Here is a 23,676-nt window from a genome sequence, read left to right as displayed (position 1 = left end):
GGGGGGGTGGGGAAGGTGCGGAGTGGGGGCGGGGGCTGTGAAGGGCGGAGGGAGCCCGCCCTTCACAGATCGAGCACCGCCCCTCGCAGGTCGCGGTCAGGGCAGTTCGTAGTTCTCGTCGAGCGCGGCGCCCGCCTCGGGGTGCGTCTGGTCATAGCCGCGCGGGTCGCATTGCAGGCCGCCGACGATGCAGTGGTCCACCAGCGCCTTCTGCGTCGCGTCGTCCCACGCGTTGAAGAAGTCGTAGTGGAAGGAGTGGCTCGCGCCGCTCGCCAATCGGGCCTTCGACAGATCCCCGTTGACGGGGAACGCCATCTTGAACTCGATCATCGGCAAGGCGACGGGGTGACTCGTCGGGCATATGTTGTCGTTGGTGCCGTTCTTGACCACGGGGTAGGACATGTGGCTCTGGTGGTTGGGCGAGTCCAGCGTCCTGCCGTCCCAGCAACTGGGCGCCTGGAAGCGGATGTTGAGCTGTGTGTCGGGCGTCGTGGGGCAGTCCTTGGGGAACTCGACGTTGAAGTAGCTGGTCCCGCACTCCCACCCTTCGACGAAACCGGGGTGATTGCGGAACTCCTGCGCGCTCTGCATCGGGCTGCCGACGACGAACCTGAGCCCCTTGGGGAACGGCCGCACGCTCGTGTAGTCGGTGACCCCGGCCTTGTAGTAGATCGTCTGGTCCCCTACGGGACGTATCTCCTTGTCGCCGTTGTAGAGCGTGGGCATCCAGTACGCCGACCTGTCGCCGGGGGCGAGGCACTTGGTGGAGCCCGCGTCCAGCGACGCCGTGGTGCTGTCGGCGTTCGTCGTGGTGTTGCCCATGAACGTGTGGTCGTGCGACTTCCCGGGCTGCCCGGGGTAGACGATGGGGTCGTCGGGGGCGGTGTGCGTGACCGAACAGTGCGCCTGGAACTCGTGGAAGTAGCGGTGCGGCGGCTGGTCCGCGGAGGGCTTGACGCCGGTGACGGGCGCCTTCGCGGGGATGTACCCGTCCCCGTCGGTGTCGTCCGTCGACGCTCGGGTGGATGCGGCCATGGTGTGTCCCGCGTGCGATGCCATGGCTTTCTGCGTCCGGGGCTGCGAGGCGTTGTCGGCGCTCATCGCGATGCCGCCGATGCCCAGTGAGCTCAGTATCAGGGCGCCCGCGATCAGCGCTCCCGAGATCGTTCTCGATCTCCGTGCCATGGAGACCTCCTGCCACGTGGAGAGGGATGTGGGGACCGGCCCGGGAGCCGTGGCCGTGCGCTCCCGAATGCCGGGTGGGGACAGGGACAGCCGAGGGTGCCAACCGGCCACCCGCAGCCACCTGTTGCAGAGCGCCCGTCGGAGTCAGCGTTGGGAGAGCGCTCTCCCGGAGTGTTCCCACCGTGACACGAGCGTGTCAATAGACGGTGAACGACTGGGTGCCGATGACTGCGGATCGGCGGCGCGCAGATGACGTACGAGACTGGCCACTCCCCCGGAATCGTGAGCCACTGAACGCAACTTCAATGTGGTCAGGGGGTGTTGAGAGCTGAGCATCGCGACATCCGCCGCCCCGAGCGCCACTCGGCGCGATACGGCGGCGGCTTGAAGAGGCACTTCTGGGGCGTTGACGTCTCAGTCAGGGGCGTGCAGGATGCAGGATGCAGCTCAGGAGAGCGCTCTCCTGTGGTTCACGGGCCAACCCGGGGCCTGTGCCTCTCACCGGAACGTGTGGACGAGCTGGATCTCGCCGACGATGTGGGCGTTGAAATCGTCGAGCTCCTCGGCCGGAACCCACAGTTCGAGGATCGTCCGGCCACCCGCCTGCTGGACGGGGTAACGGCGTAGGAACTCGGAGTCGACCTCGAAGCGTGTGACGTGACCGGCGCCGTCGTGCTTCACGTTCCAGTCTCTGGCGATCCTGATCGCGTAGTCCTCGTTGAGGACCGGGTAGAAGATCGGCTGCTCGGGCAGCCGGGGCGGCCAGGCGCGCCACTTCAACTCACGGACCAGCTCCAGCTCCTTGGGCCCAGTCGGTCGCCACAGGGTCGTCGTCGCGGGCCGGCCGGTCATGAGAAATCCACCTCAGCGTCGAAAGCCGCCGAAGCGGCTGGTCAGGAGGTGGACGATACCGGTACGGCAAGCGTGCGGGCCACGGGTTTCAGTTGCGGGCGCGGGTGCGGTTCATGGCGGGTGCGGTTCGTGGCGGGCCGGGGTGCGGCGGGCCCGCCACGAAGGGTCGTGATCTGCTGTCAGCCGTCGTGTTCCACTGTCAGCCGCCGTCAGCCGGCATCGCAGCGGAGGTCGGCCGCCCGCATGTAGCCGAGCTGCTGGCCGTTGTCGGTGCGCGAGACCCGCCACAGGGCGTCCTCGCCCTGGCGAGTGCCGTTCACCGGCGTGCCCGGATCGAGATAGCCGACGATCTCGGTCCACGGGTTGTCCCCCGCGTAGATCGGGGAATCGGCGTGGGTGGCGAAGCAGGTGCCGCCGGCCGCGGCAGTGCCGCCGAGCATCGGGAGAGTCAACAGGCTCAGCGTCAGCACGACCGCGAGTCGCGCCGCGCTCTTGCGCGCCTGTCGGGTGCGGGACATGCGGGTCCTCCAAGGATGGGCGAGTGCTCCACGTGTCCCTTCGGAGCGTGGGGTCCGGAGCCTGGGGTCGTAGGCGGGGCCGGAACGTGGACGTCCCGGCCCCGCGTCCGTCACCTCAGAGCATCTGAGTGCTGGAGACGTCAGGAGCGACCACACCTTGCTCGGCGGCAGGCTTCGACGAGGTGCTGTCGGTCCACTGCTCGACGTCACCGAGCTCGTCCACCGCCCCCGTCGAGTGAACGGGCCCCGCCGTGTCCGCCGTGTCCGCTCCCGGGGGCGGGCTGATCGCGGCGATGACAGCCCCGGCGGCAAAAGTGACAACGGCCAGTACGCTTCGCTTCTTCATACCGGGGTCAACTCCCCGTCCCCCGGAAAAGGCACGGCCTGGCTCCGGAGATCACTACAGCGGACGCCTCCGGATCCGCTCCGGTGGGGCGTGGCGGGGGCGCACGACGCCTACGCTGTGCGGATGTTGGTCTACGCCCCCGCGGTACTCCTCTTTCTCGTCTTCTGCGTGCGCGTGGCGCGCGAACGCAGGAAGTTCAGCAATGCCGTGATCCTGGGGCTCGCCGTGCTCTGCGGACTTGCGGCCTGGGCGTTCCAACTGATCAGGTCCGGCTCGGCATCGGGGCAGGCGGTCGCGTGGTCGCTGCTGGTGCTGGGGTCACTCGGCATCCTCGTACTGACGAGTCTCCTGATCCTCAACGGCCTGCAGATGGTGCGCAAGGAGGGCAGGAGTCCCACCAACCTGCTCTCGCTCGTGGCCGCGTTGTGCATCCTGGGCGTCGTGGCGCTGCTGGTCACAGCCGTAGTCGTGCGGACACCGGTGTGGGTCGGGGTGGGAACGGCGGCCGGTGGCCTTGCCGGCTATCTCTCGTTCCTGTTCCTGAGCTTCGTCTGTTACGCGTTCCTCTACGGGCGGCTGCGCGTGCGCCGCAAGGCCGACTACGTGGTGGTACTGGGCTCAGGGCTCGTCGGTGGCTCCACCGTGCCGCCTCTCCTGGCCAGCCGCCTCAAGCGGGCGCAAGCGGTACACGCGCGGCTCGCCGAGCGGGGTGACCCCCCGGTGCTCATCACCTCGGGAGGCCAGGGACCCGATGAGGACCTGCCGGAGTCCCACGCCATGGCCGACTACCTGATCGCCCGCGGTTTCCCCGCCGACCGGATCGAGCGGGAGGACCGCTCGACGACGACCGACGAGAATCTGAGGTTCAGCAAAGCGATCATGGAGAAGACGACACCGGACTACCGGTGCGTCATCGTCACGAACAACTACCACGCCTTCCGCGCCGCGCTCACCGCCCGGCGGACCGGGATCACCGGCCACGTGGTGGGCTCCCCCACCGCCGCGTACTTCTGGCCCACCGCGACGATCCGCGAGTTCACCGCGATCCTCGTCTCCTACAGGCGGACCAACGTGGCCATCTGCCTGCTGCTCGTCCTCGGCGGAGTGCTCGCCTGGTGGGCCCAGCGGAACGGCTTCGGGTGAGAACGGCTGCGGGCGAGGCTGCCGGTGGCCGTCCCGGGGACGGCGAAGCCGGACTAGGACCGACGGCCGCCGGGCTTGCCCCGCTTGGCGCTCTTCGATGCGCCGCCGGAACCGCTCCGTGCACTCTTGCCGGTCTTTCCGGTCGGCTTGCCCGTCTTGCCCGTCTTCCCGGTCGGCTTGCCCGCCGCGGGTTTGCGCCGGGCGCCACTCTTGTCGGGGCTCTTGCGCTTCGACTGGTCCGGGGCGGCAGCGGGAGTCTGGGAGCGGCCCCGTGAGCTGTTGACGGTGCGGCCCCGGACGATCCCGATGAAGTCCTCGACCAGGTCCGTGGTCGCGTCCTGCGGCCACGACAGCGCGATCCGTGATTCCGGGGCTTGTGAGAGCGGCCGGAAGGTGAGGTCCTTGCGGTGGTGCAGGCGGGCGAGGGACTGGGGGACGACGAGGACGCCGACGCCCGCCGCCACCAGCTCGATGGCGTCCGCCGTCGTGGCGGGGCGCTCGTTCGCGGGCTGTCCCGGCAGGGTCTGGTCGTCCCACTGGAGGGTGTCGTCGAGCGGGTGCAGCACGATCTCGTCGGCCAGGTCCTCCGCGGACACCTCGTCGACCGCCGCGACGACGTGGTCCTTGGGGATCACCACGACCGTCGTCTCGGTGTAGAGGGGGATCGCGCTGAGGTCCGTACGGTCGACCGGCAGGCGTACGAAACCGGCGTCGGCGCCACCGCCGCGCAGGAGCTCGAACGACTCGCCCGGAGACACGGGGACGAGGGTCAGCGGCACGTCGGGCAGCCGCTCGTTCCAGATCCGCACCCACTTGGTGGGCGTCACCCCCGGGACATACGCGAGCCTGAACGAAGGGGTCACTTGCGAGTCTGTCACTCCGCCAGGTTACCGGTCGTGGTCGGCGGTAGCTCACACGCTCGATACCCTGGTGACCATGACGTCGCACCAGACCACCCAGACCATGAAGCCCGCGACCGCGGCGAAGAAGCTGGGTGTGTACCTCGAGGCCACCCCCGCCGAGTTCCAGGAGGGTGTCATCTCGCGCACCGAGCTGAACGCCCTGCAGACCGAGCCGCCCGAGTGGCTGCAGGAGCTGCGGCGCACCGGCCCGCATCCCCGGCCGGTCGTCGCGGCGAAGCTCGGTGTGTCCATCGCCGGTCTCGCGCGTGGCGGGGTCACGGAGGCCCTCACCACGGAGCAGATCGACGCACTGAAGACGGACAATCCGGAGTGGCTGCAGAAGGAGCGTGCCACGCAGGCCGAGGTCCGCAAGGAAACGGTACGCATCAAGGAGAAGAACGCGGAGCGGGCAGAGCAGGACCGGGGGCCGCGTTCCTGACCTCCCTCGCAGACCCGAGCCCCCGGACACTGACACGGTCAGCCGGGGGCTCAGTCGTGCGCGGCTGACACTGATCGCCCTGGTCAGCGGCGCGCGGGCGCGTCGTCCGCCCGGATGACCGCCCCCAGGACGGGCCTGGTCGAGGTGCCTGCGATCCTGGTCCCGTGGCCATCGTCCCTGCCGTACCGGAACCGATATCCGCCGATCCCCCCACCTCCGCCGAGAATCCACTGCTCACGCAGTCGTGGCTCGACCTCGCCTTCGTGCACTGGGCCGTCGACCCCGCGGACGTGGCACCGCTCCTGCCCGCCGGGACGGTTCCCGACCTCCACGACGGGGCGACCTACGTGGGTCTCGTCGCGTTCCGCATGCACCGGGTCGGCTGGTTCCGGCTGCCCGGCATCCCCTATCTGGGTACGTTTCCCGAGACCAACGTCCGCCTCTACTCGGTGGACGCCCATGGCCGCCGCGGAGTCGTCTTCCGCTCCCTGGACGCCTCGCGCCTGATACCGGTGGCGGTCGCGCGCGGCGCTTTCCGGCTGCCGTACCAGTGGTCGCGGATGAGCATCCGGCACAGCGGCGACACCGTCACGTACACGAGTGCCAGGCGTTGGCCCGGGCCGCGCGGCACGCACAGTCGTATCGCGGTCAGGGTGGGCGAGCGGGTCGAGGAGCCGACCGACTTCGAGCACTTCCTGACGGCCCGGTGGGGCATGCACAACACGTTCTTCGGGCGGCAGATGTTCCTGCCGAACGTGCATCCGCGCTGGCCGCTGCACCGGGCCGATCTGATCGAGTGCGACGAGGATCTGGTCGCGGCCGCGGGGCTGCCGCGGCCGGTCGGGGACCCGGTGAGCGTGCTGTATTCACCGGGTGTTCCGGTCCGTTTCGGGCGTCCCGCCCGGCCGGGCGGCATCCCGACTCCCTGACGGGCGCCACGACGGCGTACGGCATCGCCCTGTGCGGCCTCACAGCGAAGTGGGCACGACGAACAGACCCCAGGTGACGAGCGGGCCGACCAGGCTGATGCCGAGCCCCCAGGCCATGAGGCGACGGAAGACGAAGTCTCGTTGGTCTTCGGGGGTGTTGGCGGTCACCAGTGCTCCGCTGGTGGAGAACGGCGATGCGTCCACGACGGACGCCGAGATGGCCAGTGCCGTGATGAGTCCGACGGCTCCCACCTCGCCGGCGAGCAGGAAGGGCACGGCCAGCGGGATCAGCGCACCGAGCATTCCGGTGGTCGAGGCGAAGGCGGAGACCAGGGCGCCGATGAGGCAGATCAGCAGGGCGCCGACGAGGGGCGCCCGGATGGAGGCGACCTGCTTGCCGAGGTAGTCGATGGTGCCCATGCGCTCCATCTGGCTCACATAGGTGACGATGCCGCAGACGAGCAGCACGGTCGACCACGCGCAGCGGTCCACGGCGCCGGTGACCGACTTCGGGGAGACCAGGGAGAGGACGACGGTGATGGTGAGCGCCATCAGGCCGACGTCGAGGTCGAAGAAGAGCGCTCCGGCGACAAGGCTGAGCAGTCCGACGAGGGTGAGCGTGCGCGGCCCGTCGAGCCTGAGAGGCTCCTCCGGTGCCGTGCGTGCGGTGGTGGCCGCGACGGCGACGGCGCGCCCGGGCATGGCCCCTCCCGCCTCGACCAGTCGTCCACCGGGCGGCGATGCGCCGTCGCCTCGCTCGCTGCCGCTCTTCCCTCCGCCTGCACCTCCGCCACCGCCTCCGCCTCCGCCTCGGCCTCGGCCTCTGTACGTTTCCGCACGTTGCCCGAGCAATCGTCGTCCGCCGAAGGCGAAGAAGACGATGACGCAGAGCACCACGTTGAACAGGAACGAGGCGGTGAACAGGAGGGCGGGGTTGCCCGGCAGGTGGTTGCGCTCGACCACGTTGTTGGTGATGCTGCCGAACACGCCGATCGGCGAGAAGCCTCCGGCGCTGGCTCCGTTGGCCCTCAAGAGCGAGACCCTCTCGCACTACCACGACACTCACGGAGTGCCCTTGCGCACCCGCCTGTTCGGTGCGATCCGGCTCCTGAACCGGCTGGGTTCGGCGACCGCACCGCTGTCCAACCTGCCGGGACGCATCACCCCCGTGCGGCGGCTCATGGACCGGGTGCTCGGCATCGCCCCGGAGCGGCCGCTGCCGGTGTTCACGCGCCGCAATTTGCTGCGCTGGTTCCGGCGACGTACGCCCGGCACGTATCCGCTCACCCAGGGCACCGTCACCTACCTCGCCGACTCCTTCACCACGTTCACCGAGCCGGGCATCGGCAGGGCGGCCATCGAACTGCTCGAACGGGCGGGCTGGCGGGTGCGGTTGGAGAGCGGGGGCTGCTGCGGCAGGTCCAGCCTCTCCAAGGGCCTGGTCGGCGACGCGAAGAACAAGGCACGTCAACTCGCCCGTTCCTTGCGGCAGTCGACCGAGCCCGGTTCGCCGATCGTGGGCTGCGAGCCCTCGTGTCTGATGACCCTGCGCGACGAACACCGGGCCCTGCTGCCGGACGATCCCGCCGTCAAGGACATCGCCGGCCGGGTCCGCCAGGTCGAGGAGCTGCTCGTGGAGGCCATCGACGACGGGCGGCTGCGACTGCGCGACGACTCCTGGCTCGCCGGACGCAAGCTGCTCTACCACGGCCACTGCCACCAGAAGGCGGAGGTCGGCACGGCCGCGACCGTCGCACTCCTGAACCGGATCCCGGGGGCGTCGGTCTGTGAACTGGACGCCGGGTGCTGCGGGATGGCGGGCTCCTTCGGCTTCGAGTCGGAGCACTACGAGGTGTCGATGACGGTCGGCGAGGACCGGCTGTTCCCCGCGATCAATGCGGAGGGAGCCGACACGGTCGTGGTCGCCACGGGTGTGTCGTGCCGCCAGCAGATCTTTCACGGGACCGAGCGGAACGCCTGGCATCCGGTGCAGTTGCTGGGGGAGGCGGTGGAACCGGCATGAGTGCGAGGGCGGCCGTGGTGCCCGAGCACCGCGGCCGCCCTCATACTCGGCCAGGTCACGCGGCCGCGGTGGAGCCGCCCACCCCCGCCTCGTGCTCGTGGTGGATCGGCATCCCTGAGTCGGTCAGCGGAACGCCCGTCCCGCCCCGCCGCGCGGCGACGATCTCCGCCGCTATGGACAGCGCGGTCTCCTCCGGGGTGCGGGCCCCGAGATCGAGCCCTATCGGGGAGTGCAGGCGGGCCAACTCCTCTTCCGTTACGCCGACTTCACGCAGACGCCGGTTGCGGTCCTCGTGGGTGCGGCGCGAGCCCATCGCGCCGACGAACGCGACCGGAAGGCGCAGGGCCACCTCCAGCAACGGGATGTCGAACTTGGCGTCATGGGTGAGTACGCACAAGACCGTGCGCCCGTCGGTCGCGGTGTCCCGGAGATAGCGGTGCGGCCAGTCGATCACGATGTCGTCGGCCTCGGGGAAACGGGTCCGCGTGGCGAAGACCGGACGGGCGTCGCACACGGTCACGTGGTAGCCGAGGAACTTGCCGGTACGCACCAGGGCGGCCGCGAAGTCGATCGCGCCGAACACGATCATGCGTGGCGGGGGAACGCTCGACTCGACGAAGAGGGTCAGAGGCACCCCACAGCGCGATCCGCTCTCCGAGACGACGAACTCGCCGGTGCGGCCCGCGTCCAGCATCGCGCGGGTCTCCCCCACCACCGTACGGTCGAGGTCCGGATGGCCGTCGAGACCTCCTTCGTACGATCCGTCGGGGTGCACGAGCACGACCCTGCCGAGGAGTTCGGCCGGGCCCAGGGCCACGCGGGCGATCGCCGCCGCCTGTCCCCGGGCCGCGGCCGAGAGTGCCGCCGCGAAGACCTGCCTGCCCGGCGCGTCCACGCCCAGCGGCGTGACGAGCACCTCGATGACGCCGCCGCAGGTGAGGCCGACCGCGAAGGCGTCCTCGTCGCTGTAGCCGAATCGCTCGCGTACCGCTTGGCCGTCCTGGAGCGCCTGGACGCACAGGTCGTACACCGCCCCTTCCACACAGCCGCCGGAGACCGAGCCGATGGCCGTGCCCTCGCTGTCGACGGCGAGGGCCGCGCCGGGCGCGCGCGGCGCACTGCCGCCCACCGTCACGACGGTGGCGACGGCGAAGGCGCGGCCCTCCTCGACCCAGCGGTGCAGCGCGTCGGCGATGTCAAGCATCCAGGGCTCCTCCCGCGTTCAGGACACGGTCGGGCCGGATCGGCAGGTTCCGGTGGCGTACGCCGGTCGCGTGCCAGACCGCGTTGGCGATCGCCGCGGCGACTCCCACGATGCCGATCTCGCCGATGCCCTTGATGCCGATCGGGTCGTCGGCGTCCGTGTCGTCCACCCAGTCCGCCTCGATGAGCGGCACGTCGGCGTTCGCGGCGAAGTGGTAGCCCGCGAAGTCCGCGCCGACATGGCCGCCCGACGCCTGGTCCCGGTGGGCCTCCTCGTGCAGGGCCATGGACAGGCCCCAGGTCATCCCGCCGACGAACTGGCTGCGTGCGGTCAGCGGGTTGATGATCCGGCCCGCCGCGAAGATGCCGAGCATGCGCCGCACACGGACCTCACCGGTGGTGACGTCGACGGCGACCTCGGCGAACTGCGCTCCGTAAGAGTGCCGTTCCTTCTGCGAGAGTGCCCCGACGGCCGCGCTCGTGTCGGAGCGCACCGTGATCCCCTGCGGCGGAATGTCGCCGCCCAGGGCCAGCTGCTCGCGCAGCTCACCCACCGCGGCCGTGACCGCCCAGCCCCAGGATCGGGTGCCCATCGAGCCGCCCGAGATCGCCGCCTGGCCGAAGTCGCTGTCGCCGATGCGCACATGGACGCGGTCCTGGGACACCTCGAGGGCTTCCGCCGCGATCAGGGTCAGGGCGGTCCGCGCGCCCGTCCCGACGTCCGCGGCGGTGATCCGCACGGTGAAGGTGCCGTCGGCCTCCGCCGTGACGGCCGCCGTGGACGGCGCGACGATCACCGGGAAGGTGGCCGACGCGGTGCCGGTGCCGAGCAGCCAGCGCCCTTCGCGTCGCACGCCGGGACGCGGGTCACGGTCCGCCCAGCCGAACCTGCGGGCGCCCTCCTGATAGGCGGACAGCAGATTGCGGCTGGCGAACGGAAGCCCGGAGACGGGTCCCACGTCCGGTTCATTGAGGGCGCGCAGCGCGATCGGGTCGATGCCGCACCGCTCGGCGAGTTCGTCGAGCGCGGACTCCAGGGCGAACGAGCCAGGAGCCTCACCGGGCGCACGCATGTAGGTCGGCGTCGGCACGTCGAGACGCACCAAGCGGTTGACGCTGCGGTGGGCGTCGGAGGCGTACATGGGGCGTCCGAACCCGGCGCTCGCCTCGACGAATTCATGGACCGTCGAGGAGAGGCTGTGCGCCTGGTGGTCGACGGCGCGCAGCCGTCCGTCGGCGTCGGCGCCGAGCCGCACGCGCTGGGCGGTGGGGCTGCGGTAGCCGGTGAGCGTGAAGAGCTGGCGCCGGGTGATGACGACCCTGACGGGGCGGTCGAGCTGCGTCGCCGCCATCACGGCGAGGATCTGGTGCACGCGCACGCCCTTGGACCCGAAGGCGCCGCCGACGTGTTCGGACCGTACCCGTACCGAGGAAGGGTCGAGCGAGAACAGCTTCGCCAGTTCGTCCGCGACCCAGGTGCTGCCCTGGTTGGAGTCGACGACTTCGAGGCGTCCGTTGTCCCAGCGCGCCATCGCCGCGTGCGGTTCCATCGAGCTGTGGTGCTCTTCGGGGGTGGTGTACTCCTCGTCCACCACATGGGCGGACGAGGCGAGTTCCGCCTCCACGTCGCCCTTCTCCATCAGCATGCCGTCGCCTTCCGGCGTGTACGTGCCGGGGTGCCCCGAGGAGAACGCGACGTCGTGCGGCTCCTCCTCGTACCGCACCACCAGCGCCTCGGCGGCCTCCCTTGCCTGCTCGGAGGTCTCGGCGACGACCAGCGCCACCGGCCAGCCGACGAACGGGATCCGGTCGTGCTGGAAGACCTCCACGATCGGGTCGGGCTTGCCGAGCATGCTGACGTAGTCACCGTCGACGCGCGGCGCGTTCCCGTGGTGCAGGACGGACAGGACACCGGGCATCGTGCGGACGGGATCGCTCTCGATCGAGAGGATCCGGCCGCGGGCGATCGTGGACAGCACCAGCCAGCCGTGGGCGAGTTCGGCGAAGGGGATCTCCCCCGCGTACCGGGCCGCGCCGGTGACCTTGTCCCGGCCCTCCACACGGGTGAACGAGGTGCCGACGGCGCTCGCAGCCCCGGTGGATGTGGTCGTCGCCGTCATCGCGCGGCCTCCTCGGTGAGCTCGGTCAGCAGGGCGACGACGAGGTTGCGCATCAGCGTCACCTTGTAGCCGTTGTGGGGCAGTGTCCGCGCGGCGGCCAGCTCGGCGTCCGCCGCGGCGGCGAACGCCTCGGCGGTCGCCGGGCCTCCCGTCAGGACCCGCTCGGCCTCCCGGGCGCGCCAGGGCCGGGACGCCACCGCGCCGAAGGCCAGGCGCACTTCGCGTACGGCACCGTCCTGGACGTCGATCGCGGCCGCGATCGAACCGATCGCGAAGGCGTACGACGCGCGCTCGCGCACCTTGCGGTAGCGGGAGTGGGCGGCGACCGGTGCGGGCGGCAGGGTGATGCCGGTGATGAGCGCGCCGGAGGGCAGCGCGGTCTCCAGGTGCGGAGTGCTGCCCACGGCCAGATAGAAGTCCGCGAGCGGCAACTCGCCGGTGCCCTCAGCCGTTTCGTACGAGATGACGGCGTCGAAGGCGGCGAGTGCCACCCCCATGTCGGAGGGGTGGACGGCCACGCAGTGCTCGGTGGCGCCGAGGATGGCGTGGTTGTGGTGTTCACCCTCGACGGCGGGACAACCACTGCCGGGGTCGCGTTTGTTGCAGGGTTTGGACAGGTCGGCGAAGTAGCCGCAGCGGGTGCGCTGGAGCAGGTTCCCGCCGACGGTGGCCATGTTGCGCAGCTGACCCGACGCGCCGGCCAGGACGGCCTCGGACAGCGCCGGGTAGCGGCGGCGCACTTCGGGGTCGGCCGCGAGGTCGCTGTTGGTGACGGTGGCGCCGATCCGCAGACCGCCGTCGTCCGTGACCTCGATGCGGTCGAGGGGCAGCTCGCGTACGTCGATGAGCAGTCCGGGCCGCTCCACGCCGGTCTTCATCAGGTCGACGAGGTTCGTGCCGCCGCCCAGGACGCGCGCGTCGGGGTCGGTGCCGAGCAGCGCGACCGCGCCGGGGACGTCGAACGCCCGCTGGTAGCCGAATTCCCTCATGCCACGGTCTCCGCACTCTCGGTCTCGGTGGCTGCCGCCTGCGCGACTGCCTGGACGATCGACACATACGCGCCGCAACGGCACAGGTTGCCGCTCATGCGCTCCCGGATCTCGTCGGCGCTCAGCTCGGGCACGCCCGCTTCGGGCCGTACGTCGGTGGTCGCGGCGCTCGGCCAGCCCGCCGCGTGCTCCTCGATGACGGCGATGGCCGAACAGATCTGCCCCGGTGTGCAGTAGCCGCACTGGTAGCCGTCGAGGTCGAGGAACGCCTGCTGCACCGGGTGCAGCCGCTCTCCTTCCGCCACGCCCTCGATGGTGGTGATCTCGCGGCCCTCGGAAGCGACGGCGAGTTGCAGGCAGGAGACCGCCCGGCGCCCGTCGATGAGGACCGTGCAGGCGCCGCACTGCCCTTGGTCGCAGCCCTTCTTGGTGCCGGTCAGATCGAGGCGCTCGCGCAGGGCGTCGAGCAGGGTGGTGCGGTGGTCGACGGGCAGCGTGTGCTTTTCGCCGTTGATGTTCAGGGTGATGGCGCTGGACGTCGATAGGGCCACGATCAGCCTTCTTTCGCTTCTGTCAGCTTCTGTCACGTGAGGGGGGTTACGTGGTGCGGGGCGATCCCGACGGAGAGTGCGGGAAGGGGATGGCGCTGTGCGTAAAGGGGGTCCGCTCGGGGCAACCATGGCGTACGCGATGGAGCGAGCGGTCCGCGGTGAGCGCGGCCGACCACACCCACCGGCTGAGTCTGCCGCTATGGTGACCCTAAGCGGACAACTGTCCGTTAGCCTCAGAACTTAACGGACAGCTGTCCGCTTAGCAAGAGCGGCCCGGGCCGCGATTCTCGGTAGGAGGTCGAGTGCACCCGAAGAAGGACGCACAGTTGCGCTCGGACGCGCAACGGAATCGCGAGCGCATCCTGGAAGTGGCACTGGCCGAGCTGACTCGCTCGGCGGACGCCCCGCTGAGCGCGATCGCGAAGAAGGCGTGCGTCGGACAGGGGACGTTCTACCGCAACTTCCCCAACCGCGAGGCACTCGTCCTCGAGGTCTACCGCTACGAAGTCCAGCAGGTCGCCGACACGGCCTGCCAACTCCTCGACACCCGCGCCCCCGATCAGGCGCTGAGAGAGTGGATGGACCGCCTCGCGCAGTACGCCATGGCCAAGGCGGGCCTGGCCGACGCGATTCGCAAGGCCACCAGCACGATGGGCACGCTGGCCGGAGTGGGGCACGGCCCTGTCACATCGGCCGTCACGCTCCTCCTCAAGGCGAACGAGGAGGCCGGCACCATCCGCCCGGGGATCACCCCCGACGACTTCCTGCTCGCGATCGCGGGTCTCTGGCAGATCGATCCGCACGGCGACTGGCAGTCGCGCGCCGGACGGCTCATGGACCTGGTCATGGACGGACTGCGCGCCGGGGCGCCCGGGCGCTGAGGCGTCACGCGGTCAACGGGACCGCGAGGACCTGGTCAGCGGCGCCGCGACGCACGCGGCGACGGCGGTCTCGCCTGGTGTGTCGTGAGGTTCCGGGGTGTCGGCGCGCAGTTCCGTCCCGGTCAGTTCGTCGTCTGCTGGATTCATGGATTCAAGTGTGTCGTTGAACTCGCCCCGGAGACTTCTTCTCGCTTCCGGCCGACGCCCTGGGCGTATCACGCTGTGAACCCTCAAGGCCCGGTTGCACCCGCCATGACAGAATCTCGCCTTGAACAGCGGCGATGAGGGTGTGAGCGCAGTGACACGGCGGACCAGGACCGGCACATGGGATCGTTTTGTGGCGTCGGACCCCGGGCTCCTGCGCCTCATGGCGGGGCTGCGGACGGTCGGCTCGATCGCGCTCACGCTCGTCGTTCTCGCGCTGATCGGCACCGACGTCACCCACATGGTCGCGGGCGCCATGACCGCGATGGTCTCCACCTTCGCCATCAAGGAGAAGGAGGTGCGCGGCCAGGCGATCACGCTCGCGCTCAGCCTGCCCGTAGCGATCACGGCGATCTCGCTGGGTGCGCTGCTGCACGATCAGGTCGTCGCGGGTGACATCTTCTTCATCGCGCTGATCTTCGGCGCCGTCTACAGCCGCCGGTTCGGCGACCGGGGCACGACACTCGGCCTGATCGGCTTTCAGGTCTACTTCGTCTCGCTGTTCGTGGGCGCCACCACGTCCGCGCTGCCCAGCCTGTACCTGTCTCTGGCCGTCGCCTTCGCGTGCAGTGCCGTCGTACGGTTCGCCGTCGTGCCGGAGACGCCAGGGCGTGATCTGGGGCGGCTGCGCGTCGCCTTCAGAGCGCGGCTCGCGCAGCTGGTGGCGACGCAGACAGAGCTCCTTGACGCCACGCCCGAGCAGTTGGAGAAGGTGCTCGGCGAGCTGCGGCGAGGCACCGCCCGGCTGCACGAGACCGCCCTGATGATCCAGGGCCGCCTCGAGGAGGGCACGCCCGACGCCGCCACGGCGACGCTGGTCCAACGCCGCGTGGCGGACGCGGAGATCGCGGCGGAACGTCTGGGCGTGCTGCTCCTGAACGCGCGCAGCGCCGAACGCGCGGACACCCTCACCCTGCACCTGCCGCACGCGCCCGTACCGGCGACGGGCACGCACATCCGTGCCGAGGACGACGCGACCGTCACTCTGCGCCGCGATCTCGGCGCGCTGCATCTGCTGGTCGGCCGCCCGGTCGCCGACGACCGGGGCACGGCCCTCGCCCACGTGCGCAACAGGCTGCTCGGCTACCGCGACGAGGACAATCTGCCGCGGGCCTCGATGGCCGTCCAGGACGTCTTCCGCGGAATCGGTGAGGCCGCGCGCGCCGTGCTCGGCCTGCGGATCGCGCTCGACGGTCCCCAGGACGAGTCGGACGACTCACCGGCGACGACCCGCTCCCGCGAGGAGTTCGACGCCGAGGACATCGCGATCGCCGGTGCCGAGGAGGCCGCCGAGACCGACGAGGACGACCGCACCGGGCTGCGGCGCCCCACCACCAGGGCCGCGTTCCAGGTCGCGGTGGGCTCGACCCTGGCCATCGTCGGCGGCGAGTTCCTCTCCACCCAGCGCTGGTACTGGGCGGTGCTCACCTGCTGGGTGGTGTTCCTCAACACCGCGTCCACGGGCGAGATCCTGGTCAAGGGCTACCGACGGCTCCTGGGCACGGTGCTCGGGGTGGTCGCGGGTGTGGCCCTCGCGGGTCTGGTCGGCAACCACACGTGGGTCGCGTTCGCGCTCGTCCTGGTCTTCATCTTCGCGATGTTCTTCACCGCTCCTCTGTCGTACGCGCTCATGTCCTTCTTCGTCACGGCGATGCTGGGCCTGCTCTACACGCTCCTGAACACCTACAGCCTCTCCGTGCTCTGGCTGCGCATCGAGGAGACGGCACTCGGAGCGGCCTGCGGCATCATCGCGGCGGTACTCGTACTGCCGGTGCACACCGACCGGCGCACGGACGAGCTCCTGAACACGGTCCTGACCAGGCTCGCCGACGTCATCTCCGCGTCGGTCGAGCAGCTCAGTGGAGGCCCGGCCGCCGACCTCCTGGACAAGGCGCGGGATTTGGACACCGCGCTCGACGATCTGCGGGCCTCCATCCAGCCGTTGACCCACCCGATCACTCCGCTGCGCGGCCGCCGCCGTACCGCCCGCTACCTGGTGGCGCTCCTGGAGACCTGCGCCTATCACGCCCGTTCCCTTGCGGCGACGGCCGAGCTCGTGCCGTACAGCAAGAACATCGCGGCCGATCCGCGTCTGGAGCGGGCGGGCCTGCGCATCGCCCACAACATCGAGGTCATCGCCGCGTACGTGGAGGACGACAAGGCCACCGGTGAGGTCGAGTCGGGTGCCAGCATCGCCTCGATGCTGGATGCCGAGGGATCCGGCGCTCCCCGCTCGGGCACGGTGACCTACCGCGTCCTGCGCCATCTGCAGCGCCTCGACGAGGGAGTGGTGGGCCTCGCCCGGCCGCTCGATGTGCCGGTCGAGGGCCGGGGCCGGTCGGCGAGCAGGGCTCCGCGGGTCTGAACGCCTCCTGTTACCTCCCGACGGATTCCTGAGGGGTCGTCACCTCGCGACGGCGCTCCTGGGGGCCTGTGTCGCCGCGAGCCGCAGGTGCGCCGCCCCGCGCAGTGCGGTGCGGTGGCCGGAGAGCGCGGGGTGGGTCAGGGCCAGGAACCAGGCGTCCAGGGCGGCGTGCATGCCGCAGGCCGCGGCGGCGCGACGGCACGCGCGCAGTCCGTCCACACTGACGATCCAGCGGGGCCGGGCCACGACGGTGACGGAGCTGACCCAGGGTTGGGCGTCGGTCAGGTCGTCGGTCTGCATGGCGACCAGTCTGCGCGGGGAGATCACGGCCGAGAGGGCCCGCGCGATGTCACTGTCGTCGGGCAGCAGGGCCACCGGATCGCCGTCGAGGTCGATCAGGCCGACCAGTTCGATGTACGGAAGGCCGCGATGGACGACGGTCAGTCGAGCGGCCAAGGCACAGGCCAGCAGCTCGCGGCATTCCTGCTCGGTCAGCGCACTGCGTTCACGTCGTTCGCGTCGGTCCATGTCCCGGCTCCCCCGGCGGGATGCCCGCTGGGCGGGCAGGGTCCACATCACAGGCGTGATCTGTCGCCAAGGTCCGGGGCGAGCCCTCCGCGGGCGAGCCGTCAACTCGCCCCTACAGAGGCCACTTTGACTGTCGTACGACTGGGGCGCGGACGCAATACGCCGCGGGGCGGCTCCGGCCCAAGGCTGAATGTCGCCCCCAGCGGAGCCGTCAGATGTGTCAGGTGCCCCCGGCGCACCGTGCGTGCGTCACCTCACCGGCCGGTCCCCACGTGGCGCAGCTCCAGGGGAACCGGTGCGGGCAGCGGCTCGGGCGGGGCGGTGCGGTCGGCGCGGAAGGAATCGAGGAGGTAGGCGACGAAACGTCGGGACGCGGCCGCTGCCGCCTCGGCGGAGCCCACGGCGATGCCGCAGTTGGCCATGAGGAGGAGCGCGAGGTCCGCCGGGTCGAAGTCGGCGCGCAGCCGCCCGGCGTCCTTGGCGCGCCGCACCAGTCGCGCGAAGCCCCGCTCGGCACGCGCGCGTTCCCCCTCGTAGTCGATCGCGTCCGGGAACGCCGTCAGGAACGCGGCGGTGAATCCACGGTCGGCCACGTGCATGGCACACACCTTCTCGATGGCCGTTCGGAACCCGTGCCACGGATCGGGGTCCGCGAGGGCATCGTCGACGACTGCCACGCAGGCGGCGAACTGGTCCGCGAAGACCTCCGAGACCAGGGAGTCCCTGGTGGGAAAGCGGCGGTAGAGCGTGGCCACGCCGACGCCCGCGCGGCGGGCGATGGCGGCGATCGGCACGTCGAGGCCGCGTACGGCGAACAGATCGCGGGCGGCTTCGAGGACGCGTTCGCGGTTGTGGAGCGCGTCCGCGCGCAGCCCTGCCGCCGCGGCCGGGGCGAGCTCCGCCGTCGGCCGCGTCGGCGAGGAATCGGGCCGCATCCGAGAGGAATCAGCAGGCATGTCTCTCACATTAGCTCAAGTGGACGACCCTCTCCGTTTAGCGCGTTAACGTCGCTGACAGTTACATCCGGCGGCCACAGACAGGGATACGGAAACGATGAGTGACATGCGCGCGGCGTTGTACGGCAGCTACGGCTCTCCGGAGGTCCTGTACGAAGGCACCCTGGCGAAGCCGGACGCGGGCCCGGGTGAGGTGCTGGTGCGCGTCCACGCCGCCAGCGTGAACGGCGGCGAGCTGATGGGCCGGGCAGGGAAGGTGCGGCTGGTGACGGGACTTGCCGGGCGGGGCTTCCCCAAGCGCACGGGGATCGACTTCGCCGGTGAGGTGGCGGCTCTGGGCTCCCCCGTGCCCGGCCTCGCGGCGGGCGACCGGGTGTGGGGCGCCCTTGCACGCTCCCAAGGTTTCGGCAGCGCGGCGGAGTTCGTGGTCGTACGCCCTCGGCAGCTGGCCCTCGCTCCGGCCGGCATTGATCTGGTCAGGGCCGCGGCTCTGCCCGGTGTCGGCACCACGGTGATCACGGCGCTGCGGGACAAGGCCCGTCTGGCGGCGGGTGAGCGGCTGCTTGTGCGTGGTGCGAGCGGCGGCGTCGGGAGCGTGGCCGTCCAGCTCGGGCGGGCGTACGGCGCACATGTCACGGCGCTCGCGAGCGCCAAGAACCTCGACTTCGTGCGGGACCTCGGAGCCGATGCGGCCTTCGACTACGCGACCACCGGGCCGGCCGACCTCGGCCGCTTCGACGTCGTACTCGACACGGTCGGCACGGAGTTGAGCGCGTACCGCCGACTGCTTGCACCGGGAGGCCGCATGGTGGCGGTCACCTTCGACGCCCGGCGCATGGCCGCGTCGCTCTCCTACATCGTGGGGTCCACGGTGTTCGGTTCGCGACGTGTGCGGATCTTCAGCGGGAACCCTGGCCACCAACTCTTCGCGGAACTGACCCGGTTGACGGAGAGCGGTGCGATACGGCCCGTTGTGGACACCGTGTACCCACTGGCTGACGTCGCCGGTGCGCACCGTGCGCTGGAGGCGGGCGGCGTCCGAGGGAAGCTCGTGGTGGACGTCAGGGCCTCACAGGCGATGGAGCTGGGCTGAGAGCCCCACTCAAGCCCTCTGCCCCCGGCAGGGACTCCAGCAGGAACACCGCTGCTTCCCGCAGCGGTACGGGGATCACGGGCCCGCGCCTCTCGATCAGGCCGGACGCCGCCCCTTCGAGTGTCCGGGTCGTCCGTACGGAGCCGATGCGGGCGGCGCGGGGAGCGAGCTCGGGGATGAGATCCTCCGCCACTCCTCCAGGCTCCGGCAGGAAGGACCGGGCGCGGACGGTTCACGTCCTTCTGCGGCAGGCTTCACATCCCGCTCATGATCGTGTCGCGAGCTCTAGGGGATCACCGTTCCGGGGCCGTTGTCGCCGCTCAGGTTCAAGCCGAACAACGCCTTCGCCGCCGGTGCCCCGATGTCCGTCGGGTTCTGCGCGGCCGACTTCGAGGCCGTCACGCCGGAGGCGGCGCCGCGCAGCAGCCACACCGCGCCGCCGTTCACGACGGTACCCAGGTTCTCGCCCGGCGCGCCCGCGGCCAGGTCCGCCTTGCCGTCCCCGGTCACGTCGAGCAGTCGTACCGAACCGCCGAAGAGGTCGCCGGACTCCGCGGCACCCGGCACGCCCTCCGTGTCCTGGTGGAACGCCTGCGCGTCCTTGCCGGTGAGTCCGCCCTTGCCGCTCTTGAGCAGCACCACGGCACCGGCCTTCGCCTTCGAGCCGATCGCCTCGCCGGGGACGCCGACGGCCAGGTCGGGGTATCCGTCACCGTTCACGTCGCCTGCGCTCAGCCGTCCGCCGAACTGGTCGCCCTTCTCGCTCGCCCCGGGCACGCCCGCCGTGTTCTGCGTGATCGTCTGCGTACGGGTCTGGCTGGGACCGGACGACGAACCGTAGGAGATCTTTACGGTGCCGGGGTCCTCCTCGGTGCCCTCGGTGTCGCCGTTCGGGAAGATGCGCGTGGCGAGGTCGGCGTAGCCGTCCTGGTCGAAGTCGGCGACGGCGGTGCTGGACGAGGAGTCGAGCCGCTGCGGGACGGTGGACAGGCCGGCCTTGGTGCCGAGCCACAGTTTGCCGCCCTCGGCGTGGTTCTCGTAGACGTAGAAGGTCGCGAGGTCCTCGATGCCGTCGCCGTTGAAGTCGCCAGCGGCGGTCGAGTTGATGGAGTTGTCGGTGCTGTACACCTTCACCTGCTGCTCGCGGGCGGGGGCGCCGTCCCGGCCGAAGGGGCCGTAGAGCACGTCGTGGTAGTCGTAGTCCTCGCCGTTGCGCATGAACAGGTCCATGTGCCCGTCGTCGTCGAAGTCGCCCGCGGTGATGTCTTCGCCGACCTGGGCGTTCGCCGGTGCGTCGACGCGGACGGCGTCCTGGCCGGAGATGCCGGTCTTGCGGCCCCACAGCACGATCACCGATCCGCTGACGTTGTTCTCCGCTCGGTAGCCGCGGGCCACCACCGCCAGGTCGGTCAGGCCGTCGCCGTCCAGGTCACGGGAGACCATCGCGTAGCCGAAGACCTGGTCGTCGCCGGAGTCGCCGGGCACACCGGGGGTGTCCTGGGTGATGACCGTGGTGCGCGCGGGGTCGAGGCCGTGCGCCGAGCCGTAGCTGATCGTGATGTATCCGGCCCAAGCATGGCCACCGACCTTCGCGCCGGGGGCGGCGACGGCGATGTCCTGGTAGCCGTCACCGTCGAAGTCCTCGCGCACGGTGGTGGCGCCGTCCCTCGCAGATGCGGTGCCCGCGACGATCGGCACGCCGAGTGACCCGATCAGGGCGGCGGCCACGGCGGTCGAGATGGCAGGTCTGCGGATGCCCACGGTTCCTCCTCATGGCGCGAGCGATGTCGAGACGCGTGCGCGCAGATGTGATTCATCTACGAGACACGCGGAAACGCCTGATGGTTGTGCGCCGAACGGCACGTGAACGGGCGCAGACCGACTACGGGACGGACCCGGCTTCGGATACCTGAGCTGTGTTCAGAAAGATCCAGTTGTCGTTCGGCAGAGTCGCAGGAGCCGGGGGTGGCACCGGACGGGTCTCCTCGTGCCATGCGGAACCCACGGCCGCCACGGCGACTCCCCGCCAGAAGCGCGCGGCACCCGCGTTGGCTTCCTGGAAGGCGATGGCCCACGCACCGGGCCGGGAGCGCAGCAGTCGCAGGGCAGCCTGTCGGCCGACGCCGCGCCCGCGAAGCGCACGTACGACGAAGAACGCCGAGATCGAGGTCGCCCCCTCGGACGTGGGACGGGTCAGGATGAAACCGGCCGGTGCAGCGCCGTACTGGATCAGCAGGGCCTGACGCCCTGGCTCATCGAAGAACAGCGGCAGAGTACTGAACCCGAACGTTCCGTCGGGTGCCGGGAGATGGCCCAGGAACTCCGACAGGTCGTGTCGGTACAGCTGCGCCAACTGTTCGATGACGGGGCGCAGTTCAGTGGTCGCGGGGTGGATGGTGAGCGGCGCGCAGTCCATGATCGAGCCCATCGGGAGATTCTGGCACGATACGCGGTCTGGGGCCGAGGGTCGTCTTTGAGGCGTCGTTTTTGGGGCGAGTGGCGAAGAGCCCCGGCGTCAGGTTGAGGGCGCAAGATGTGGCCGGGCTGTCGAGACCGGCGTGGCGGCTCCGTCGCCGAGGCCACCTCGTTCGAAAACGGCTTGGCGCTTCTGCGCTACGAGATCAAGAAACAGGCACCGAGGCCTTCTCAGCGGAATGATCTCGTGGGGTGACTCGGCTCAGGGAATTCCGCGAGCCGCGATGAGTCCCGCGGCGTCCGGCGGTCGTATGAGTGAACCCGTTACCGAGGAGGGCATTCCATGCGCAGCGTGACCTATTCGATGAACGTCTCACTCGACGGCTACATCGTCGGGCCGGACGGCGGCTTCGACTGGACGGCGCCCGACGCGGAGGTCTTTCGCTTCTGGATCGACGAGATTCGAGAAGTAGGCGTCCACCTTTTGGGGCGACGGCTGTACGAGACGATGCTGTACTGGGAGACCGCCGACCAGGATGCATCGCTCGACGACTCGACGCTCGAGTGGGCCGCGCTATGGAATCCGCTGCCCAAGGTGGTGTTCTCCACCACGCTGTCGGCGGTGCGGGGCAGTGCCCGCCTGGCCTCCGGCGGCCTGGCGGAGGAGATCGAACGGTTGCGGGCCGAGCCGGGGGCGGGTGACATCGCGATCGGCGGCGCGACTCTCGCCGCCGATGCGGCCGCGTTGGGTCTAATCGACGAGTACCGGGCCATGGTCTACCCGGTCCTTGTGGGCGGTGGCGTTCCGTTCTTTCCGCGGCGCGAGCACCGGGTGGATCTCGAACTCGTCGAGACCCGCACCTTCGGCTCGGGTGTCGTCTACCTCCGCCATCGCGTGGCGCGTTAGCCGCGCCGTCCGCCGAGCCCCACCGTGTGGTGGTGGAGGCGGCGCCACTGGCGGGGTGTGGCGCCGTAGGTCTGGTGGAAGCGGCGGGAGAAGTAGGCGGGGTTGGTGAAGCCCCAGGATCGGGCGATGGCCTCGATCGTGCGGTGGGCGTACTCGGGCGTGGCCAGGTCGTGGCGGGTGCCTTCCAGGCGTCGTCGGATGATCCATTTCTCCAGGCCGAGGCCGCCCTGCTCGCACAGCCGGTAGAGAGTGCGTTCCGATATGTTGTGGGCCGCGGCGATACGGTGGGGCGTGAGTCCGGGATCAGTCAGATGCGCGCGGATGTAGGCGAGGACGCGGGTCAGGAGGGTGTCTTCCGCGACCGACCGCCGGGTGTGTTCGTTGGCGGCCACCGAGACGATGAGGGCACGGGTGAGTTCCAGGGTGGCGGAGGCGAGCGCCTCGGCGCCGGGGCCGGCGCTGAGCTGGTCGGCGCGGTCGTGCAGATCTCGTATGTGACGCAGCAGCAACGGCGCCACGTTGCTGTGCTGCAGGAGCGGTATCGCGGTCCGGATCTGGTGTTCGGGCAGTCCGAGACGTTCGGTGTCCACCATGAACGCGACGGACAGGCCGGCCCCGGACCACGCGTACTCGTAACCGGCGGTCTTGTGTGCCAGAACCAGGGAGTCGGGCCCCACGTGCTGTTGATGGCCGTTCCAGGTGAAGGTCCCCGTCCCCTGGCTCTGGGTGATGATCGAGATGGTGTTCATCGAGTCGGATCGGGCGTGCCGCGAGGTGCGCCAGATGCGCATGCCGGAGCCGCGCGTGGCGAACAGGGTCAGCGGACCGAAGTTCCAGACTTCCAGCTTCTTCCGTATGCCGCCCTCGATGTGTTCCTGCTCCACCGAACAGCTGCCGCTCTCACCGACGGCCGCGGCCTGAAAGGCCTCGATCCGGTCGGTGGCGGGTAAGTCGTCTGTGTCCAAGACCAGCATGGTCCCCCCTGGGTGGAAGCCTCGGGCAGTGGCCTTTCCGCTGCCGTGCAGCGTCAGAATTCTTCAGCACCGCGGGCGGCTTGGACAGGCAGGTTCACGTAATCCTGGGCACCCTGGAACCGGTACTTCACCTCGCGCCGCAGCCGTCACCGG

At 70.2% G+C, this 23,676-nt stretch carries 24 protein-coding genes; 8 read left to right on the top strand and 16 right to left on the bottom strand.

Annotated features, from left to right (window positions below):
* Nucleotides 1-96: 96 nt before the first annotated feature.
* The 4 genes from ACZ5CR_RS01580 to ACZ5CR_RS01565 all read right to left on the bottom strand — a co-directional run bounded on the left by ACZ5CR_RS01580 (nt 97) and on the right by ACZ5CR_RS01565 (nt 2,901).
* Complete coding sequence (locus ACZ5CR_RS01580) at nt 97-1,185, bottom strand: DUF1996 domain-containing protein (RefSeq protein WP_468852465.1); 1,089 nt, start codon at nt 1,183-1,185, stop codon at nt 97-99.
* Between the two features lie 498 nt (nt 1,186-1,683).
* Entirely contained in the window at nt 1,684-2,037 is a 354-nt protein-coding gene (locus ACZ5CR_RS01575; RefSeq protein WP_468852463.1) for a hypothetical protein, read from the bottom strand.
* 209 nt (nt 2,038-2,246) lie between these two features.
* On the bottom strand, nt 2,247-2,555 hold the full coding sequence (locus ACZ5CR_RS01570; RefSeq protein ID WP_468852462.1) for a hypothetical protein: 309 nt from the start codon (nt 2,553-2,555) through the stop codon (nt 2,247-2,249).
* A 115-nt stretch (nt 2,556-2,670) separates the two neighbouring features.
* The gene (locus ACZ5CR_RS01565) at nt 2,671-2,901 is read right to left on the bottom strand and encodes a hypothetical protein (RefSeq protein ID WP_468852460.1); all 231 of its coding nucleotides are present in this window, start codon (nt 2,899-2,901) and stop codon (nt 2,671-2,673) included.
* A gap of 123 nt (nt 2,902-3,024) precedes the next feature.
* On the opposite strand from ACZ5CR_RS01565, the gene ACZ5CR_RS01560 reads away from it, so the two are divergent.
* Nucleotides 3,025-4,044 carry a YdcF family protein gene (locus tag ACZ5CR_RS01560; protein WP_468852458.1) on the top strand — a complete coding sequence of 340 codons (1,020 nt, stop codon included), beginning with the start codon at nt 3,025-3,027 and terminating at the stop codon, nt 4,042-4,044.
* Nucleotides 4,045-4,097: 53 nt separating this feature from the next.
* Here ACZ5CR_RS01560 and ACZ5CR_RS01555 read toward each other — a convergent pair whose 3' ends face one another.
* The gene (locus ACZ5CR_RS01555) at nt 4,098-4,922 is read right to left on the bottom strand and encodes a LysR substrate-binding domain-containing protein (protein ID WP_468852457.1); all 825 of its coding nucleotides are present in this window, start codon (nt 4,920-4,922) and stop codon (nt 4,098-4,100) included.
* 58 nt (nt 4,923-4,980) lie between these two features.
* On the opposite strand from ACZ5CR_RS01555, the gene ACZ5CR_RS01550 reads away from it, so the two are divergent.
* Together ACZ5CR_RS01550 and ACZ5CR_RS01545 are read left to right on the top strand one after the other, a co-directional pair.
* On the top strand, nt 4,981-5,385 hold the full coding sequence (locus tag ACZ5CR_RS01550) for a DUF5997 family protein (RefSeq protein ID WP_468852455.1): 405 nt from the start codon (nt 4,981-4,983) through the stop codon (nt 5,383-5,385).
* A 164-nt stretch (nt 5,386-5,549) separates the two neighbouring features.
* A complete protein-coding gene (locus ACZ5CR_RS01545; RefSeq protein WP_468852454.1) occupies nt 5,550-6,314 on the top strand; it encodes a YqjF family protein in 765 nt (254 codons plus the stop codon).
* 39 nt (nt 6,315-6,353) lie between these two features.
* Here the strand turns inward: ACZ5CR_RS01545 and ACZ5CR_RS01540 are convergent, their stop codons facing one another.
* Nucleotides 6,354-7,301: an SLC13 family permease gene (locus tag ACZ5CR_RS01540; RefSeq protein WP_468852453.1), complete on the bottom strand. Its 948-nt coding sequence runs from the start codon at nt 7,299-7,301 to the stop codon at nt 6,354-6,356.
* Between ACZ5CR_RS01540 and ACZ5CR_RS01535 the strand changes: the two genes are divergently transcribed.
* Nucleotides 7,288-8,337, top strand: coding sequence for a heterodisulfide reductase-related iron-sulfur binding cluster (locus ACZ5CR_RS01535; RefSeq protein ID WP_468852451.1), 1,050 nt, complete (start codon nt 7,288-7,290; stop codon nt 8,335-8,337). The two genes, ACZ5CR_RS01540 and ACZ5CR_RS01535, sit on opposite strands and share 14 nt — an antisense overlap.
* A gap of 55 nt (nt 8,338-8,392) precedes the next feature.
* Here ACZ5CR_RS01535 and ACZ5CR_RS01530 read toward each other — a convergent pair whose 3' ends face one another.
* The 4 genes from ACZ5CR_RS01530 to ACZ5CR_RS01515 are packed head-to-tail and all read right to left on the bottom strand — an operon-like array spanning nt 8,393 to nt 13,200.
* Complete coding sequence (locus tag ACZ5CR_RS01530; RefSeq protein WP_468852450.1) at nt 8,393-9,541, bottom strand: XdhC family protein; 1,149 nt, start codon at nt 9,539-9,541, stop codon at nt 8,393-8,395.
* Entirely contained in the window at nt 9,534-11,660 is a 2,127-nt protein-coding gene (locus tag ACZ5CR_RS01525; protein ID WP_468852448.1) for a xanthine dehydrogenase family protein molybdopterin-binding subunit, read from the bottom strand. The genes ACZ5CR_RS01530 and ACZ5CR_RS01525 overlap by 8 nt, the downstream gene beginning before the upstream one ends.
* On the bottom strand, nt 11,657-12,649 hold the full coding sequence (locus tag ACZ5CR_RS01520) for an FAD binding domain-containing protein (RefSeq protein WP_468852447.1): 993 nt from the start codon (nt 12,647-12,649) through the stop codon (nt 11,657-11,659). Before ACZ5CR_RS01520 ends, ACZ5CR_RS01525 begins: the two co-directional genes overlap by 4 nt.
* Complete coding sequence (locus ACZ5CR_RS01515; protein WP_468852444.1) at nt 12,646-13,200, bottom strand: 2Fe-2S iron-sulfur cluster-binding protein; 555 nt, start codon at nt 13,198-13,200, stop codon at nt 12,646-12,648. Before ACZ5CR_RS01515 ends, ACZ5CR_RS01520 begins: the two co-directional genes overlap by 4 nt.
* Before the next feature lie 302 nt (nt 13,201-13,502).
* Between ACZ5CR_RS01515 and ACZ5CR_RS01510 the strand changes: the two genes are divergently transcribed.
* Nucleotides 13,503-14,081, top strand: a complete 579-nt coding sequence (locus ACZ5CR_RS01510) for a TetR/AcrR family transcriptional regulator (protein ID WP_468852443.1) — start codon at nt 13,503-13,505, stop codon at nt 14,079-14,081.
* A 12-nt stretch (nt 14,082-14,093) separates the two neighbouring features.
* On the opposite strand, the gene ACZ5CR_RS01505 is transcribed toward ACZ5CR_RS01510, so the two are convergent.
* On the bottom strand, nt 14,094-14,228 hold the full coding sequence (locus tag ACZ5CR_RS01505) for a hypothetical protein (RefSeq protein ID WP_468852442.1): 135 nt from the start codon (nt 14,226-14,228) through the stop codon (nt 14,094-14,096).
* Nucleotides 14,229-14,448: 220 nt separating this feature from the next.
* Between ACZ5CR_RS01505 and ACZ5CR_RS01500 the strand changes: the two genes are divergently transcribed.
* On the top strand, nt 14,449-16,650 hold the full coding sequence (locus tag ACZ5CR_RS01500) for an FUSC family protein (protein ID WP_468852973.1): 2,202 nt from the start codon (nt 14,449-14,451) through the stop codon (nt 16,648-16,650).
* A 39-nt stretch (nt 16,651-16,689) separates the two neighbouring features.
* Here ACZ5CR_RS01500 and ACZ5CR_RS01495 read toward each other — a convergent pair whose 3' ends face one another.
* A complete protein-coding gene (locus tag ACZ5CR_RS01495; protein WP_468852440.1) occupies nt 16,690-17,178 on the bottom strand; it encodes a hypothetical protein in 489 nt (162 codons plus the stop codon).
* Nucleotides 17,179-17,432: 254 nt separating this feature from the next.
* Nucleotides 17,433-18,134 carry a TetR/AcrR family transcriptional regulator gene (locus tag ACZ5CR_RS01490; protein ID WP_468852438.1) on the bottom strand — a complete coding sequence of 234 codons (702 nt, stop codon included), beginning with the start codon at nt 18,132-18,134 and terminating at the stop codon, nt 17,433-17,435.
* A 106-nt stretch (nt 18,135-18,240) separates the two neighbouring features.
* Here ACZ5CR_RS01490 and ACZ5CR_RS01485 point away from each other — a divergent pair, with 106 nt between their 5' ends.
* Nucleotides 18,241-19,227 carry an NAD(P)-dependent alcohol dehydrogenase gene (locus tag ACZ5CR_RS01485; RefSeq protein WP_468852971.1) on the top strand — a complete coding sequence of 329 codons (987 nt, stop codon included), beginning with the start codon at nt 18,241-18,243 and terminating at the stop codon, nt 19,225-19,227.
* Between the two features lie 285 nt (nt 19,228-19,512).
* Here ACZ5CR_RS01485 and ACZ5CR_RS01480 read toward each other — a convergent pair whose 3' ends face one another.
* Both ACZ5CR_RS01480 and ACZ5CR_RS01475 read right to left on the bottom strand, forming a co-directional pair.
* Nucleotides 19,513-20,988 (bottom strand): FG-GAP and VCBS repeat-containing protein, encoded by a 1,476-nt coding sequence (locus ACZ5CR_RS01480; RefSeq protein ID WP_468852436.1) that lies wholly within the window; start codon nt 20,986-20,988, stop codon nt 19,513-19,515.
* Between the two features lie 121 nt (nt 20,989-21,109).
* Nucleotides 21,110-21,655 (bottom strand): GNAT family N-acetyltransferase, encoded by a 546-nt coding sequence (locus ACZ5CR_RS01475; RefSeq protein WP_468852434.1) that lies wholly within the window; start codon nt 21,653-21,655, stop codon nt 21,110-21,112.
* Between the two features lie 330 nt (nt 21,656-21,985).
* Here ACZ5CR_RS01475 and ACZ5CR_RS01470 point away from each other — a divergent pair, with 330 nt between their 5' ends.
* Nucleotides 21,986-22,549: a dihydrofolate reductase family protein gene (locus ACZ5CR_RS01470; protein WP_468852433.1), complete on the top strand. Its 564-nt coding sequence runs from the start codon at nt 21,986-21,988 to the stop codon at nt 22,547-22,549.
* Here ACZ5CR_RS01470 and ACZ5CR_RS01465 read toward each other — a convergent pair.
* Nucleotides 22,546-23,523, bottom strand: coding sequence for a helix-turn-helix domain-containing protein (locus ACZ5CR_RS01465; RefSeq protein WP_468852432.1), 978 nt, complete (start codon nt 23,521-23,523; stop codon nt 22,546-22,548). The two genes, ACZ5CR_RS01470 and ACZ5CR_RS01465, sit on opposite strands and share 4 nt — an antisense overlap.
* Nucleotides 23,524-23,676: the final 153 nt, after the last annotated feature.

It is taken from the genome of Streptomyces sp. NPDC031274 (assembly GCF_055570235.1).
Note: the sequence above shows the minus strand (reverse complement) of the source record. Positions and strands in the feature narration are given on the sequence as shown.

Bases quoted from the DNA above. Each gene is read 5' to 3' on its own strand.
- ACZ5CR_RS01520 (WP_468852447.1), bottom strand. From the start codon at position 12,649: ATGAGGGAATTCGGCTACCAGCGGGCGTTCGACGTCCCCGGCGCGGTC.
- ACZ5CR_RS01575 (WP_468852463.1), bottom strand. From the start codon at position 2,037: ATGACCGGCCGGCCCGCGACGACGACCCTGTGGCGACCGACTGGGCCC.
- ACZ5CR_RS01490 (WP_468852438.1), bottom strand. From the start codon at position 18,134: ATGCCTGCTGATTCCTCTCGGATGCGGCCCGATTCCTCGCCGACGCGG.
- ACZ5CR_RS01580 (WP_468852465.1), bottom strand. From the start codon at position 1,185: ATGGCACGGAGATCGAGAACGATCTCGGGAGCGCTGATCGCGGGCGCC.
- ACZ5CR_RS01470 (WP_468852433.1), top strand. From the start codon at position 21,986: ATGCGCAGCGTGACCTATTCGATGAACGTCTCACTCGACGGCTACATC.
- ACZ5CR_RS01495 (WP_468852440.1), bottom strand. From the start codon at position 17,178: ATGGACCGACGCGAACGACGTGAACGCAGTGCGCTGACCGAGCAGGAA.
- ACZ5CR_RS01465 (WP_468852432.1), bottom strand. From the start codon at position 23,523: ATGCTGGTCTTGGACACAGACGACTTACCCGCCACCGACCGGATCGAG.
- ACZ5CR_RS01570 (WP_468852462.1), bottom strand. From the start codon at position 2,555: ATGTCCCGCACCCGACAGGCGCGCAAGAGCGCGGCGCGACTCGCGGTC.
- ACZ5CR_RS01560 (WP_468852458.1), top strand. From the start codon at position 3,025: ATGTTGGTCTACGCCCCCGCGGTACTCCTCTTTCTCGTCTTCTGCGTG.
- ACZ5CR_RS01530 (WP_468852450.1), bottom strand. From the start codon at position 9,541: ATGCTTGACATCGCCGACGCGCTGCACCGCTGGGTCGAGGAGGGCCGC.
- ACZ5CR_RS01505 (WP_468852442.1), bottom strand. From the start codon at position 14,228: ATGAATCCAGCAGACGACGAACTGACCGGGACGGAACTGCGCGCCGAC.
- ACZ5CR_RS01565 (WP_468852460.1), bottom strand. From the start codon at position 2,901: ATGAAGAAGCGAAGCGTACTGGCCGTTGTCACTTTTGCCGCCGGGGCT.
- ACZ5CR_RS01535 (WP_468852451.1), top strand. From the start codon at position 7,288: ATGCTGCCGAACACGCCGATCGGCGAGAAGCCTCCGGCGCTGGCTCCG.
- ACZ5CR_RS01550 (WP_468852455.1), top strand. From the start codon at position 4,981: ATGACGTCGCACCAGACCACCCAGACCATGAAGCCCGCGACCGCGGCG.
- ACZ5CR_RS01525 (WP_468852448.1), bottom strand. From the start codon at position 11,660: ATGACGGCGACGACCACATCCACCGGGGCTGCGAGCGCCGTCGGCACC.
- ACZ5CR_RS01475 (WP_468852434.1), bottom strand. From the start codon at position 21,655: ATGGGCTCGATCATGGACTGCGCGCCGCTCACCATCCACCCCGCGACC.
- ACZ5CR_RS01500 (WP_468852973.1), top strand. From the start codon at position 14,449: ATGGCGGGGCTGCGGACGGTCGGCTCGATCGCGCTCACGCTCGTCGTT.
- ACZ5CR_RS01485 (WP_468852971.1), top strand. From the start codon at position 18,241: ATGCGCGCGGCGTTGTACGGCAGCTACGGCTCTCCGGAGGTCCTGTAC.